The organism is Duganella caerulea (assembly GCF_040362985.1).
Lineage (GTDB): Bacteria > Pseudomonadota > Gammaproteobacteria > Burkholderiales > Burkholderiaceae_D > Rugamonas > Rugamonas vulcania.
This window is the reverse complement of record NZ_BPWJ01000002.1, coordinates 677,957-692,420: the sequence shown is the minus strand read 5'-3', so window position 1 is coordinate 692,420 and position 14,464 is coordinate 677,957. Positions and strand designations below refer to the sequence as shown.

At 65.5% G+C, this 14,464-nt stretch carries 11 protein-coding genes; 2 read left to right on the top strand and 9 right to left on the bottom strand.

The features are described from left to right. The first annotated feature begins 137 nt into the window (after positions 1-137). Complete coding sequence (locus ACUJB0_RS07945) at positions 138-1,193, top strand: AraC family transcriptional regulator (RefSeq protein ID WP_444844753.1); 1,056 nt, start codon at positions 138-140, stop codon at positions 1,191-1,193. A gap of 10 nt (positions 1,194-1,203) precedes the next feature. Here ACUJB0_RS07945 and ACUJB0_RS07940 read toward each other — a convergent pair whose 3' ends face one another. The 3 genes from ACUJB0_RS07940 to ACUJB0_RS07930 are packed head-to-tail and all read right to left on the bottom strand — an operon-like array spanning position 1,204 to position 5,011. Beyond that, positions 1,204-2,070 carry an SDR family NAD(P)-dependent oxidoreductase gene (locus tag ACUJB0_RS07940; protein WP_444844752.1) on the bottom strand — a complete coding sequence of 289 codons (867 nt, stop codon included), beginning with the start codon at positions 2,068-2,070 and terminating at the stop codon, positions 1,204-1,206. 11 nt (positions 2,071-2,081) lie between these two features. Further along, positions 2,082-3,602 (bottom strand): aldehyde dehydrogenase, encoded by a 1,521-nt coding sequence (locus ACUJB0_RS07935; RefSeq protein WP_444844751.1) that lies wholly within the window; start codon positions 3,600-3,602, stop codon positions 2,082-2,084. A gap of 11 nt (positions 3,603-3,613) precedes the next feature. Then, the gene (locus ACUJB0_RS07930) at positions 3,614-5,011 is read right to left on the bottom strand and encodes a flavin-containing monooxygenase (protein ID WP_444844750.1); all 1,398 of its coding nucleotides are present in this window, start codon (positions 5,009-5,011) and stop codon (positions 3,614-3,616) included. 250 nt (positions 5,012-5,261) lie between these two features. On the opposite strand from ACUJB0_RS07930, the gene ACUJB0_RS07925 reads away from it, so the two are divergent. After that, positions 5,262-7,688 (top strand): TonB-dependent receptor, encoded by a 2,427-nt coding sequence (locus ACUJB0_RS07925; RefSeq protein ID WP_444844749.1) that lies wholly within the window; start codon positions 5,262-5,264, stop codon positions 7,686-7,688. Between the two features lie 39 nt (positions 7,689-7,727). Here ACUJB0_RS07925 and ACUJB0_RS07920 read toward each other — a convergent pair whose 3' ends face one another. The 6 genes from ACUJB0_RS07920 to ACUJB0_RS07895 form a co-directional block, all read right to left on the bottom strand. Then, positions 7,728-8,219 carry a hypothetical protein gene (locus tag ACUJB0_RS07920; protein WP_444844748.1) on the bottom strand — a complete coding sequence of 164 codons (492 nt, stop codon included), beginning with the start codon at positions 8,217-8,219 and terminating at the stop codon, positions 7,728-7,730. 5 nt (positions 8,220-8,224) lie between these two features. Then, positions 8,225-8,590, bottom strand: coding sequence for a DUF4844 domain-containing protein (locus ACUJB0_RS07915; RefSeq protein ID WP_444844747.1), 366 nt, complete (start codon positions 8,588-8,590; stop codon positions 8,225-8,227). Between the two features lie 31 nt (positions 8,591-8,621). Continuing rightward, on the bottom strand, positions 8,622-9,254 hold the full coding sequence (locus ACUJB0_RS07910; protein WP_444844746.1) for a GNAT family N-acetyltransferase: 633 nt from the start codon (positions 9,252-9,254) through the stop codon (positions 8,622-8,624). A gap of 299 nt (positions 9,255-9,553) precedes the next feature. After that, positions 9,554-11,116 carry an FGGY-family carbohydrate kinase gene (locus ACUJB0_RS07905; RefSeq protein ID WP_444844745.1) on the bottom strand — a complete coding sequence of 521 codons (1,563 nt, stop codon included), beginning with the start codon at positions 11,114-11,116 and terminating at the stop codon, positions 9,554-9,556. A gap of 31 nt (positions 11,117-11,147) precedes the next feature. Beyond that, entirely contained in the window at positions 11,148-12,839 is a 1,692-nt protein-coding gene (locus tag ACUJB0_RS07900; protein ID WP_444844744.1) for a glycerol-3-phosphate dehydrogenase/oxidase, read from the bottom strand. After that, positions 12,836-14,428, bottom strand: coding sequence for an FAD-binding oxidoreductase (locus tag ACUJB0_RS07895; protein WP_444844743.1), 1,593 nt, complete (start codon positions 14,426-14,428; stop codon positions 12,836-12,838). The genes ACUJB0_RS07900 and ACUJB0_RS07895 overlap by 4 nt, the downstream gene beginning before the upstream one ends. Positions 14,429-14,464 lie beyond the last annotated feature (36 nt).

Here is a 14,464-nt window from a genome sequence, read left to right as displayed (position 1 = left end):
AGTCAAGCATACGGCGGCGCCGCGCGGCATGGGGGCCGAAGCGGCCAAAAAGAGACACCGATCCGGCCATTTCCACGCCGGACGCCCCGCGCCCCCGAATCCATACTATGCTGGCTCCATCTACAAAAGGAGCTGCCGTGACGGCGAAATCCCACCATCCCGATTCTGACGCCGACGTGCCGCCGCATGTGATCCGCCAGGTCCTGCAACTGCTCGCCAGCCGCGGCCACTCGCCCGAACGCCTGTGCAAAGGCCTGGGCTTCACGCCCGAGAACCTGTGCGACGCCAGCTTCCGCGTCTCCTACCGCCAAACCAGCCTGCTGGTGAAGCGCGCCATGCAGCGCTGGGGCGATCCGGCCATCGGCATCGCCACCGGCGCCCGCCAGACCGTGGTCTGTTTCGGCCTGCCCGGCCTGGGCATGCTGACCTGCGCCACGCTGGGCGAAGCCTTTCACTACCTGGTGCGCCACCAGCGCGCCGCCGGCGCCCTCACGGTCAATGAACTCGGCATCCTCGACGAACATCACTTCGTCGCCGAAGTCACCACCCGCTTCCACGATCCCGAAATGGAGCCTTTCTTCATCGAGGAGATTTTCGTCAGCAGCGTGGAAGTGTCGCGCGCGCTGGTCGGCTCGCACTTCCGGCCCGCGCGGCTGGAGCTGCGCTACCCGCGTCCGGCCTACGCCAGCGCCTACAACGAATACTTCCGCTGCCCGGTCATGTTCAACGCGCCGATGAACCGGCTGATCTGCGACATGGCCTGGTTCCACTGCCCGTTGCCCACCCACGACCGCTACATGCAGGCCACCCTGCAGGCGCAGATCGACAAGCTGCTGGACGTGGACCAGCCGCGCAACGACCTGGTGGAATCGATCATGAACCTGCTGCGGGTCTCGATCGACGAGGTACCCGGCCTGGCCGCCATCGGCGCGGCGCTCAACCTCAGCGAACGCACGCTGCGACGCCGCCTGTCGGACTTGAACACGAGCTACCAGCGACTGGTGGACCAGGTGCGCTACGAATGCGCGCTCGACCTGCTCAAGCGCAGCGACATGCCGCTGGTGGATGTCGCCATGGCGACCGGCTTCACGGACGCGCGCAACTTCCGCCGCGCCTTCAAGCGCTGGTCCGGCATGTTGCCGAACCAGGTGCGCCAAGGCGCGGCGGCACCGCGCCCCAACGCCTGGGCCTAGCGCTGGCCTGTCAGGACAGCTCCCACTTCCCTTCGTTGGAAACCACCAGCCCGCGCTTGCGCAGCGATTCCATGTAACGCGCGTGGCCGCGCACGCCCTTCTTGCGGAACAGCGGTATCAGGCGAGGAAGGAAGTTCGGCGCCAGCATCGCCAGCCGCACCGACCACGACTCGCTCAAGCGCGGATACCGCTCCAGGCAAGGGTTGTCGAGCATGCGCATCACCTGGCGCGCCACGTCCGCCGGCTGCTGCGGCGGGTCCATGAACTGCAGCGTGTTGCCGCCTTCGACCGCCTCGCGCATCAGCATCGGCGTCTCGGTGGCCGAAGGCAGCACGCTGCCGACATGCACGCCATGCCGCTCGCGATCCATGCCCAGGCACAGCATGGCCCCGCGCAGCCCGAACTTGGTGGCCGAATACACGCCGGTCTCCGGCAGCGGGAAGATCCCGCCCAGGGACACGGTGTTGATCACGCGCCCATCGCCGCTGCGCTGCAGGGCCGCGAAGGCCAGCCGCGTCAACACGATGGGCGACAGCAGGTTGATGTTCAACTCCCCCAGGATATGCTCAACCGAACGCTCCTCGAAATGCCCGGTGCCGGTGATGGCGGCGTTGTTGACCAGGATGTCCAGCCGCCCGTAGCGCGCCTGCACGAAGGCCAGCAACGCGGGCAGCTTGCTGAAATCGGACAGGTCGACCGCCACGCCGACCGCCGCCGGTCCCAGCTCGGCGGTGGCGCGGTCCAGCGCCTCCTGGTTGTAGTCGGCCAGCACGCAGATGATGCCGCGCTCGATGAAGCCGCGGCATATCTCGCGGCCGATGCCGCCCGCGCCGCCGGTGATGAGAGCGACCCGGCCGCTCTTCGATGTAATAGCCATGAGTGTTCCTATCAAGTGGTCCCGGTGCCGCCGGCCGCGCCGAGCTGCATCCAGATGGTCTTGGTCTCGGTGTACTGGTCGTGCGCCATCAGCGATTTTTCGCGCCCGCCGAAACCGGACTCCTTGTACCCGCCGAACGGCACGCCGGTATCGCCCTCGGAGAAGCAGTTGACCGACACGGTACCGGCCCGTATCGCCCGCGCCACGCCGTGCGCCGCATCCAGGTTGCTGGTGTAGACCGACGAAGCCAGCCCGTAGTTGGTGTCGTTGGCCATCGCCACGCCCTCGGCCAACGTGTCGAAGCCCAGCACCGACAGCACCGGCCCGAAGATCTCCTCGCGCGCGATGTTCATCGACGGCTGCACATGATCGAAAATCGTCGGCTCCACGAAGCTGCCGCCGGAATCGCGCCGCACCTGCGCGCCGCCGTGCACCAGCGCCGCACCCTGCGCCTTGCCGCCGTCGATGTAGGCCAGCACGCGCTGCATGTGGCCAGGCTCGATCAGCGCGCCCACCCGCGTGGCCGGATCGAGCGGATCGCCGACCCGCCACTCGTCAAACGCGCCCTTGACCAGCTCCAGCAGCTCCTCCTTGCGCGAACGATGCACGATCAGCCGCGAACCCGCGCTGCAGTTCTCGCCCTGGCAGAACAGCGCCCCTGTGGCCACCTGCTGCGCCACGCGCGGCAAGTCAGCGGCGTCGGCCAGCACCAGCGCCGGGCTCTTGCCGCCGCATTCCAGCACCACCCGCTTCAGGTTCGACTCCGCCGAATACTTCAGGAACAGCCGCCCCACCTCGCCCGAGCCGGTAAAGCTGATGCAGTCGATATCGCGGTGCCGGCCCATCGCCTGCCCCACCGTCTCGCCGTAGCCCGGCACGATATTGAGCACGCCCTCCGGCACGCCGGCCTCCAGCGCCAGGCGGCCCAGCATCAGCGCCGTCAGCGACGTCTGCTCGGCGGGCTTGATCACCATCGAATTGCCGCTGGCGAGCGCCGGGCCGATCTTCCAGCCGGCCAGGTACAGCGGAAAATTCCACGGCAGGACCGCGCCCACCACGCCGATCGGCTCGCGCACGATCATCGCCACCACGTCGGGCGCGGTCGGCGCCATCTGGTCGTACAGCTTGTCGGCCGCCTCGGCGTGCCAACGCAGGCACTCGATCATGTCCGGCAGGTCGGCCGCCAGCGCATCGCGTATCGGCTTGCCCGAGTCCAGGCTCTCCATCACCGCCAGCGTCTCCAGGTTGGCCTCGACCAGATCGGCCAATCGCAGCAGCACCTTCTTGCGATGCTTGGGCGAGGCGCCCGACCAGTAGCCACGCTCGAAGGCTTGGCGCGCCGCGCTGACCGCGTCGTCCACCTCCACCGCGCCGCAGCGCGCGATGCCGGCCAGCCGCCGCCCGTTGGCGGGATTAATGGAATCGAACTCCTCGGCCGAGACGGCGTTGACGAAACGCCCGCCGATCAGCGCGCGGGTTTCAAAGTCCAGCTGCGCGGCTTGCTGCTGGTAGTACTGCAAAGTCTTGTCCATGTGTGGGTTCCTCACGCGGCCACGCGCAGCGCCGGCGACGGCTGCGCCGTGGCGCCGGTGCGCAGATGGTCGTAATAGGTTTCGCTCAGCTCCGGCCAACCCATCTTCCTGCGCAAGCGCTTCAAGTAGGACTTGAGCGCATGCGCCTCCAGGTACACCTCATGCCGCTGCGACTTGACGAATTTCAGGCCGCCCGACAGGTCCGGATTGTCGTTGGCGATCAACGCATCGAACCGGCTGGCGCCGCCCGGGTTGTCCAGCTGGTCGCGCAGGTAGGCCGCGATCATGAAGGCCTCCGTGTCGAACAGCTTGTAGGCGCTGGAATTGGTCTCGACATAGCCGATGCCGAACAGGTTGCGGTGGTCGCGGCTGAACATCGACAGGTAGAGCTGCGGCCTGCCGCCACGCCACTCGAAGTATTCGGCCGCGTATTTGCAGCTCCACTTGTAGCCGGTGGCGTAGATCACCAGGTCCAGCTTCTCGCGGCTGCCGTCCTTGAACACCACCTCGTCGCCGTCGTAGCTGGCCACGTCCGGCTTGACGGCGATATTGCCGTGCTGGAGATTGTGCAGCAGCTGGGAGTTGAGCAAAGGATGGCTCTCGAACAGGCGGTGGTCCGGCTTGGGCAAGCCGAAGCGGGTCAGGTCGCCGGTGAACATCTTCAGCAAAAGACTCATGATCGGGCGCGCAATCCACATCGGCAGTTGCGGGCCGCTCTCGCCCACCTGGTCCGCCGGCAGGCCAAACAAATGCTTGGGAATGAAGTGGTAACCGCGCCGCAGGCTGATGAAAGCCTTGTCCGCGCGCGCCGCCGCGTCGCAGCCGATGTCCGCGCCCGAGTTGCCGGCGCCGACGATCATCACCCGCTTGCCGGCGAATTCGTCGCTGCTCTTGTAGGTGACGGAGTGGCGGATCTCGCCATTGAAGTGGCCCTTCACCTCCGGCATATTCGGATCCCAGTTGCAGCCGGTGGCGCAGATCACCGCGCGATAGCGCCGGCGACTGCCGTCGCCCAGCGTCACCAGCCACTTGCCGCTATCTTCCTTCTTCACGTTCTGCACCGGCGTGTTAAAGCGGATCGCGCCGCGCAGGTCGAAGGCTTCGGCGTAGCTGCGCACATAGCTCAGTATCTGCCGGTTGGTGGGATAGTCCGGAAACGACTTCGGCATCGGAAAGCCGATAAAGCCCGACAGGTCGCGCGACGAGATGAAGTGCGCCGATTCGTAGATCGGACTACCGGGATTGCTCATGTCCCAGATACCGCCCACGTCCGAATGACGCTCGAACTGCTCATACGCCAGCTTCATGCCCTTCAACGCCCGCGCCGCCGACAGGCCGCCCGGCCCCGCTCCCACCACGCACACCGCATCGCCGCAATCGATAATTTTGTCCGTCTGTTGGTCAGCCATTTCTATCTCCCGTTTTATGAAAAGCCAGGATTCATTGTGCAAACAAAGCCGCCACCGCACGGGGGACAAAAGGACAGGCAGGGAGCAATTCCGGCCAAGGCGGCCGCTTGGGCGCACTTACAACGGTGGGGCCGCCTTGGCCATGCCGGCATCCCCGGCTGTCCGATCCAGCCCCCTTCGCCGTTGTTCGCGCGTCTACAGTCCATTCGCAAGGCAGGAAAAAAACATAACCATCGAACCGGGAGATATCGTGAAGACACCAGCAGCAAAGCCCCCCTCCAAGCGCATGCGCACCCTCGCGCACAGCATCGCCATCGCCTTCGCCGGCGGCGCGGCGCTCACCGCCAACGCCGCCAACGACGACATACAGAAAGTGGTCGTCACCGCGCAATCGCGCTCGCAGTCGGCGCAGGAAGTGCCGATCTCGATGGAGGTCATATCGGCCAAGGACATCCAGAACCTCGGCGCCAAGAACCTCGGTGATCTGAACGGCTACCTGCCCGGCCTCCAGGTGGACTCCACACAAGCCACGCAGCCGGTGTTCGGCATACGCGGCGTGCAGCCCGGCGATTTCGGCATCGGCACCGATACGCCGGTTGGCATTTACGTGGACGGCGTCTACACCGGCAAGACCGGCGGCGCGCTGATGAACTTCATCGACATCCAGCGCGTGGAAGTATTGAAAGGACCGCAAGGGACCCTGTTTGGCCGCAACAGCGCCGCCGGAGCGATCTCCGTCGTCACCAATGAACCGGACAGCAGCTTCGACATGGCCGGCCACGTCAAGGTGGGCAACTACAACCGCGCCAACATGGACGCGATGATCAACGTGCCGCTCGGCCAGGACACGGCCGCGCGCCTGGTGGTGGTGCGCGCCGCCAGCGACGGGTGGGTGCGCAACAGCGCCACCGGCACCCGCACCGGCGGCGACAACTCGTGGGCCACGCGGCTGTCGCTGAAGCAGAAGATCAAGGACGCCACGCTCAACCTCTCGTGGGAACACGAGCAGCTGCGCCAGCACGGCTGGCCGGCGTTCGGCGTGGTCAAGGACCCCACGCTGCCGCAAGGCGGCTACACCGGCGTGTATGACGCCGCCTACGTCGCCAACTTCGTCGATCCGCGCAAGGCCCCGCTGGAGAACGACACCGATGGCGCCGAGCGGCGCGTGTTCGACGGCGTGACGCTGCGCGCCGAACTGCCGCTGGGCGGCGTCACGCTGCATTCCACCACCGCCTTCCGCACCTTCTCCTCGTCCAACCTGACCGACAACGACGGCACCAGCCGCGCCGACTTCCACCTCGCCACCGACGACCACAAGAACGCCTACAACTGGCAGCAGGAATTCAAACTGTCCGGCAAAACCGATAAGCTGGACTGGATCGCCGGCGTGAGCTTCTACGACAACCGCGAACGCCAGACCGCGTCCGCCATCGTCAACACCGCGACGCTGGACACCATCAGCCAGATGCAGGGCGGCGCCGCCGATTTCGCCACGCTGTTCGGCGGCCTGGCGCAGGCCGGCGTGCCGGGCGTCGACGGCTCATCGAATTTCACCTGGGGCGAAAACACCTACAACAAGCTGCATAGCCGCGCGATGTCGATCTACGAGGACATCATCTGGCACGTCTCGCCATCCACCAACCTGACCGCCGGCGTGCGCTGGAGCCGCGACCGCAAGACCATGCAGTGGTATGTGCCCGCGCGCCAGTCGCCGGAACTCGACCGCCTGCTCAACACCTACGGCCCCGCCGCCGGAATGGATGCCTCGTCCCTGCCGGCCAACGTGGTGTTCGGCGCGGCCGGGCAGCTGGCCGCATCGCCGGTCAGCGCCTCGCACAGCTGGAGCGACTGGAGCCCGCGCGTGGTGGTCGATCATAAAGTCAGCGGCGACCTGCTGCTGTTTGCATCGCTGTCGCAAGGCTACCAGGCCGGCGGCTTCAACGTCTTCACCCCGCCGAATCCGGCGTCGGCGGACGCCAAGGTGCGCGACCCGAGCTTCGCGCCCGAGAAGATGACCAACCTGGAGCTGGGCTTCAAGCTCTACGTCCCGAGCATCAAGGCCACGCTGAACGGCTCCCTGTTCGCCTACCGCTTCAAGAACCTGCAGGACATCAAGCTAGGCGGCAGCGGCGCCATCTCGACCTACAACATCGTCAGCAGCGACCAGCAGGCCAAGGGGCTGGACCTCGATGGCCGCATCCGCATCGCGCCTGGCATCACCCTGTTCGCCGGTCTGGAACTGATCGACCAGACCTACCACCGCTACCAGACCACCGGCGACGGCGGCGTGCCATTGAACCTCTCCGGACAGCCGGTCGGCACGCCCGTCTTCAGCGGCATGGCCGGCATGAACGGCAGTTGGGAAGCGCCCGGCGGCAGGATCAGCGCGACGCTGCAAGGCAGCTACCACAGCAAAGCGCGCTGCAACGACGACACGCGCGCGCTGCAATGCATGAACGCACCGGCCTTCCGCACCGGGGAAGCCGGCAGCAAGGTCGACCTGCGCCTGGCGTGGGACCACGCCAGCGGCAAATTCGGCGTGGCGCTGTTGGTCAACAACCTGTTCGACAAGCGCTACGTCTACAACCTCGATGGCCAGACCAAGACGCTCGGCCTGCCGTACGCCAGCATCACCGCGCCGCGCGCGATCGGTTTGGAATTGAGGGGCAGCCTGTAAGGGACGACGGGCGCGCGGCAAGCAGGCCGCCGCCCGTCGTTATTGAGAAGTTCTTTTATCGGCCCTTGCCATATCGATTCCGAGGGCCGCCTTGCGCAGCCGGCCATGTCGCCGCAGATGATCGAAGGCCGCCCGCGTGTCGTACATCAGCTGATAATGATAGTAGTTGATCTGTTCCAGCACGGCCCCCAGCAGCAGGCCTATGGACCATTGCATATCGGCCTCCGACAAAGGTCCATGCCACAGAACCACGGACATGCAGACGATGGCGATAAAGTTCGACCATTTAAATCCGCGGAAGAGCTGATAGAACCAGGCGGGAAGCGGCGCTTCACCCGTAATGACCCGCAGCTTGAGGTGCCAATACAGCGTGCCTTGAACCAGAATATAAACCAATAGGCTCAACGCGGCGATGCGTATCCCCCACGCGATCCCACCGCCGTTGTGCCGCCACTTCCAGATAATGACCGCTGGCAGAACGACAGCCGCCAAAGCCTCGCGGCTGCGAAGGTATCGCAGGCGATCAATCACGCCAGTCAAATTCCACCCAGGTAGGCGGCAAGCAGGCCATCTGAACTTTCGATACCTAAAACATCCATGACGGTCTCCAACTCGGTGCCGAAATGTTCGCGTGCTTCGGTATCTTCGTTCTCAACCAACTTTAACGATCGCTGGAATTCCGTGAGAACCCAGAGCTTGGATGGATTGGCCTGGACGCCCTCAATCAATCGGACCAGCAAATCATTGAGGACAGCTGACAGGCGCGCCTTCTCATCGGCCGTATTTTCTCCCGGAAGAGAATCAAACTTCTCCACTACCCTGAGGATGTGCAGCTTCGTCACCGTCGTATCATCAAACTCGATAGGCGCATCAATAACTTCGGCGAGGGGATCATAAATCATATGGAATTTTAGTTTTCTATTTAGAGGATTACTAATCAACCAGCACCGCCGTCGACCACGGCGCAAGCACGGTCCAGCCCAGACGCTCGTACAGCGCGCGCCCGGCTTCTGTTGCGACCAGCAGCCGCTCCGTGACACCGGCCTTCTCAGCGACGGCATCCAGGTGCTGCATCACGACGCTACCAAGGCCAAGCCGGCGATGGGCTTCCTCCGTAATGATCTGGTCAAACACAGCGCTGCCCGCATGCACCGCGATGCGGCCTGACGCGGCCAACGCGCCGCTGGCGTGGGTAACGCGCGCGATGTATCCACCGTGTTCGGCATCCACCGAAACGTGGTAACCCGGCGGTAAAGTCGCCTTGCCTGGTGTGGCCACAGGGCCGCACATCAGATACCCTGGGCCTTCGATGATCCAGCGCTCCGGAAGTGCGGCACGCATAATATCAGGCGCAACCGCCGCCTTCAAAAAAATACGGGGTGCGTGGATTTGCGCGGCACAGGCTTTCAATGCTGGTCCCGCGTCGACGAACACATGACGGCGCAATTCCCCGGCACTGCCAGCCTCCACGCACAATCCGCCGGAATGATTGGAAGGCAGCGACAGGCCGCGAGCCAGGCTGCGGCCTGTGAGCCAACGCTCAATCAGGGCTAAATTCAAGTTCATAGTGCTCTTTACGGTCCTCTCTACTTCGGTTGGGATTGGAAGAACATCACAAGGTCGCGAACCGTCTTAACCTTACCGAAATACGGATTAGCGCTTGAATCATCAAGGCTTCTACCTGTGCGTCGTTCGACCTCTTGCGCGAGATTGGAGCTGCTCATATACGGCGCGAACGATCCAGGTGTCTACCTGTCGCGTGTCAAAGTCCCGGGCGAAGTCGCAAATCGATTCCCCCTCTCGCTCTGCGGCAAGGCAAAGGAAACTTAAACATTATCGAAAATGCATTATGCCATAGTGCGCCGTCACAGCTGTTCCGGATAGCCGGTGATGTCGGCGATCTCCTGGTACATCGGCTGCAGCTGCTTGTACATGTTCAGGTACACGCGCCGATACAGCTTGTCGTAGATCTGCCGATTCGCCTCGATCGGATGGAACACGCGGCCCGGCCGCGTCATCGCGCGCGTCGCGGTGTCGAAGTCCTTGTGCAGCCCCAGTCCCGCCGCCACGGCGATGGCCGCGCCCAGTCCCGACGTCTCGTACACATGCGCGCGCGCCGCGGGAAGGCCGAAGATGTCGGCCGTCAGCTGCATCGCAGCGTCGCTCTGCGAACCGCCGCCGGCCACGCGCAGTTCCGTCACCGGCACGCCGCCGCGCTTCTCGATGCGCTCCCTCCCCTCGCGCAGCGCGTAGGCCAGGCCTTCGAGAATCGCCCGGTACATATGGGCGCGCGTGTGAACGTCGCCAAAACCGATCATCGCCCCCTTGGCCTCCGGCCCCGGCGTCTTGATGCCCGGGCTCCAGTAGGGCTGCAGCATCAGCCCCATCGAACCGGGCGGCACCTCGTTCACCAGCAGATCGAACATCGCCTCCGGCGACGTGCCCTGCTCCGCGCCGGCCATCCGCTCGAAGTGGCCGAACTGCTCCTTGAACCAGTTCACCATCCAGTAGCCCCGGAAGATCTGCACCTCCGTGCTGTACGCGCCAGGAATGGCCGCCGGATAAGGCGGTATCAAGGGCGTGACCTCGACATATTTTTTGGTGGTGGTGTTGATGGTTGCCGTGGTGCCGTAGCTCAGGCAAGCGATATGCGGCTCCAGCGCGCCCGCGCCGATCACTTCGCAAGCCTTGTCGGCGGCGGCGGCCACCAGCGGCGTGCCTTCCGGGATGCCGGTCGCCTCGGCGGCGGCGGAGGTGATCGCGCCGATCACCGTGCCCGGTGCCACCAGCTCCGGCAGCATCTCCGGCCGCACAGCCAGCGCTTCCCATTTCCAGTCGCGCGCACCGGCCCACTTGTGGCGCTTGTAGTCGAACGGCAGGTACGCCACTTGCGAACCGATGGAGTCGACATGCCGTCCGCACAAGCGGAAATTCAGGAAGCCCGACAGCAGCAGGTACTTGTCGGTCTTGGCCCAGATATCCGGCTGATACTCGGCGATCCAGTTGATCTCCGCCTCGCGCCGGAAGTACTCGATGGTGCCGGACACGCGCGCCAGCTTGAACGCCGTGCGCCACAAAAAACTCAGCGGCTTCTGCTTGCCCACGCGGCGCTGGTCCAGCCACGTGATCGCCGGCCGCAGCACCTTGCCGTCGCGGTCCAGGTTGACCACCGTGCCACGCTGCGTCGTCACCGCCACGCCCTTGACTGCGGAGCGGGGAATGTCGGTGGAGGCCCACAGCTGTTGGCACGCTTGGCCGACCGCCTTCCAGTAGCCGTCCGCGTCATGCTCCGCCCAGCCGGGATGGTCGGAGAAGTAGGCCTGCAAATGCACCTGCGCCTTGGCGGCCAGGTTGCCGTTCAAATCGAACAGCAAGGCGCGCACGCTCTGGGTGCCGTTGTCGATGGAAAGTAGGTATTGGTCGGCCATGTCGCTCTAGTCTCGTGATGTCTGCCCGTACTTATGCGGGCAAACTGTAATGGGTATTCCATAATGCCAGATACGCGGCCTGCTCGGCATCCCAGCGTTCATCGCTCCAGCCCAGTTCCGGCTGGCAGATCGCGCGCACGCGGCCGAGTATCTCCACGCCGCCGCCGCGCAGCTGGATGCCGATGCGGCTGCGGCGCAGCAGCAGGTCTTCCAGCTTCTGCACCGACTCGCAGCGCGCCGCCCAGCGCAGCTGCGCCCAGATGGTTTCCGTACCCGCGATAAGCGCCAGCTCGCCCGGCTGCGCGGCGGCCACCAATTGCTGCGCCAGTGCGCCATACCGCCCTTGCAGGCGCCGTGCCTGGCCGGCAGGCAGCAGGCGTTGATGGCGCAGGACAGGTGTTGCGGCCGTGCCGAATACCGGCTGTGGTTCCAGCTTGTCGCGCCAGTCCGGCAGCAGCGTGGCCGCCAGCTTCAGCGCGTCGAGCGCGATCACGCGGAAGGTGGTCAGCTTGCCGCCGGTGACGGTCAGCAGGCCGTCCTCCAGCCACAGCGCGTGGTCGCGCCCTTCCTTCGATGGATCGGCCTTGCCGCTGTCGATCACCGGACGCACGCCCGCGTAGCTGGCGATCACGTCGTGCTCCCGCAAATCCAGTCGCGGGAACTGGTCGTGCAAGGCCGCCATCAGGTAATCGACTTCGGCGCGGGTGATGGCCGCCTCGTTCGACAAGTCGCCCTTGTGATCGACGTCCGTCGTGCCGACCAGCGTCACGCCCTCCCACGGGAAGGCGAATACCGGGCGGCCGTCCTGCGGATGCATCAAGCTGATTGCCTGCGCCAGCGGCAAGCGCCAGGCCGGCAGCACCAGATGACTGCCGCGCAAAGGCCGCAGCCGTGGCTTGGCGCCACGCGCCGTCGCATCGCCCTGCCCACGCTGGCCATCCGCCAATTCGCCGGGAGCAGCCACATCGCCCCGCATGCGCAGATCGCCCGCCAAGGCGTCGGTCGCAGCCCCCTGCATGCGCAGGCCATCAGCCCAGGCGCCGGTCGCGCTGATCACCAGCCGCGCGCGCACCTCGTGCTGCGCGCCGCTCAGGCCATCGCGCACCCGCACACCGCGCACGCCGCCGTCGGTTCGCAGCAGCGACTCCACCGCCATGTAATTGACCGCAACGCCGCCATGCTGCTGCGCCTCCTGCAGCACGCGCATGACCAGCCGCGCATCGTCCGTCTTGGCGTCGGTATAGACCATGCCACCCTTCAGGCCAACGGTCGATACATTCGGCGCCAGCGCCTTGAACTCGTCCAGGCCGTAGTAATGGCGCGCCTTCTGCCCCGCCATCCGGTCGTAGATCGCCAGCCCAAGCAGGAACATGCGCTTGCCCGGCTTGCGCCCCTCAAACTCGCCGAATGCAAAACTCTGCGGCTCCACCAGCCCCGCAGCCTGCTGCAGCAAGTGCTGCCGCTCATGCACCGACTCGCGCGTCAACGCGAACTGGCCTTCCTTCAGATACCGCAAACCGCCATGCACCAGCTTTGACGACCGGCTCGACGTACCCCAGGCGAAATCCCGCTGCTCAACCAGCAGCGCCTTCAAGCCGCGCCGCGACGCCTCCAGCAGGATGCCCGCCCCGGTGATGCCGCCACCGACAACGATCAGATCCCACTCGCGCGTCAGCACCTCCCGCAAGCCGGCACGCCCACCGCTGCGCCACAGCGCCGTCATGGCAGCAGCTTCCCTGGATTCATGATCTGCTGCGGATCGAAGTGCGCGAACAGCGCCTGCATCGCCGACAACCCCAACTCGCCCTTCTCCGCCACCAGATACGGCGCATGGTCGCTACCCACGCCGTGCTGATGGCTGATGGTGCCGCCATTCTCGACGATCGCCATGCTGACCGCATGCTTGAGCGTGCGCCAGCGCGCCAGGTCATCTTCATAATTTCCGGCCAGCCGGTACACAAACGTCGTATAAACGCTGGCGCCCTGCGCGTACAGGTGCGACAGGTGCGTGTAGGCGTGTACCTGCTCGCCGTGCTGCGCCAGCGCGTCGGCCGCAGCCGCCTCCACCGCCCGCATCATGGCGCCGACGCGCGGCCAGTCCACCGCCGTCTCCACCGTGTCGATGGCGTAACCGTGCTGCCACGCCGTGTTGCGCAGGTAGACATTGCGGAAGCGGTTCTGCTTCCACTTATCGCCCATCTTGCGGCCGATATGCACGCCGCCATGCGGTGCGGCCAGCGCCAGCGCATCGCGCAGCGCCGCCTTGGCTGCGGCCTTGCGTCCGCTCACGCCTATCATCAGCATGCACTTGCCGTCCTTGCAGCCTCGCCACGACAGATAACGCTCCAGCGCGGAGATCAGCTTCTTGTGGCCGGCCAGCGCCAGCATGGTGGTCGTCTCCAGCGGATTGGACAAGCGCAGCATCGACAGCGACAAGCCGCCCTGCACCACCTGCCGCACGGCCGCTTCCGCCGCCTCCCAGCTCGGGAAGAACACCGCATGAAACGCCTCGTACTCCGGCAGCGGCGTCACGCGCACGGTGGCCTCGGTCAGGATGCCCATGCGGCCCTCCGAACCCAGCACCATCTCGCGCAGGTCCGTGCCCGCGGCTGATGCCGGGAAGGTCGGAATATCCAGCGTGCCGGCCGGCGTCTCCACCTTGCCGCCCCTGAACATCTGCTCGATGCGCCCGTAGCGCAGCGATTGCTGGCCGGACGACCGCGTCACCACCCAGCCGCCCAGCGTCGAATACTCGAACGACTGCGGGAAGTGGCCCAGCGTGTAGCCGCGCGCGCGCAGTTGCGCCTCCAGATCCGGCCCGAACACGCCGGCGCCAAAGGTCGCCAGCTGCGATTCGGTATCCAGGAAATACAGCTGCCGCATGCGCGTCAGGTTCACCGCCAGCACCGGCTGCGCGCCGGCGGGCGCCGTCAGATGCCCGGCCACGCTGGTAGCGCCGCCCTGCGGGATCAGCACCACGCCAAACTGCCGCGCATAATCGATCAGCGCCCGCACCTGCTCCGGGCTCTCCGGATAGGCCACACCATCCGGCGCCGTCTCGATCACGCCGTAGCGCAGTCGCAGCCAGTCCGGCAGACTCTGGCCCAGCGCATTGCGCAACCGGACCTCGGCCGACGTATCGATCAACGCATGCGGCGGCAGCCGCGATGGCGCGATCCGCGCACACGCCTGCTCGAACGCCGCATCCTTCACCGGCGATCCGGCGCCGATGCGCTGCGCCAGAAAGCCCAGCGCATCCTCGTTCAGCGCAAACTCTATCGTATCGTCACCCCAACCGTTCCAGCGTCTCATTGTTTTCCTGTCTGCGTAGCGGAGCGCTTGCTATAC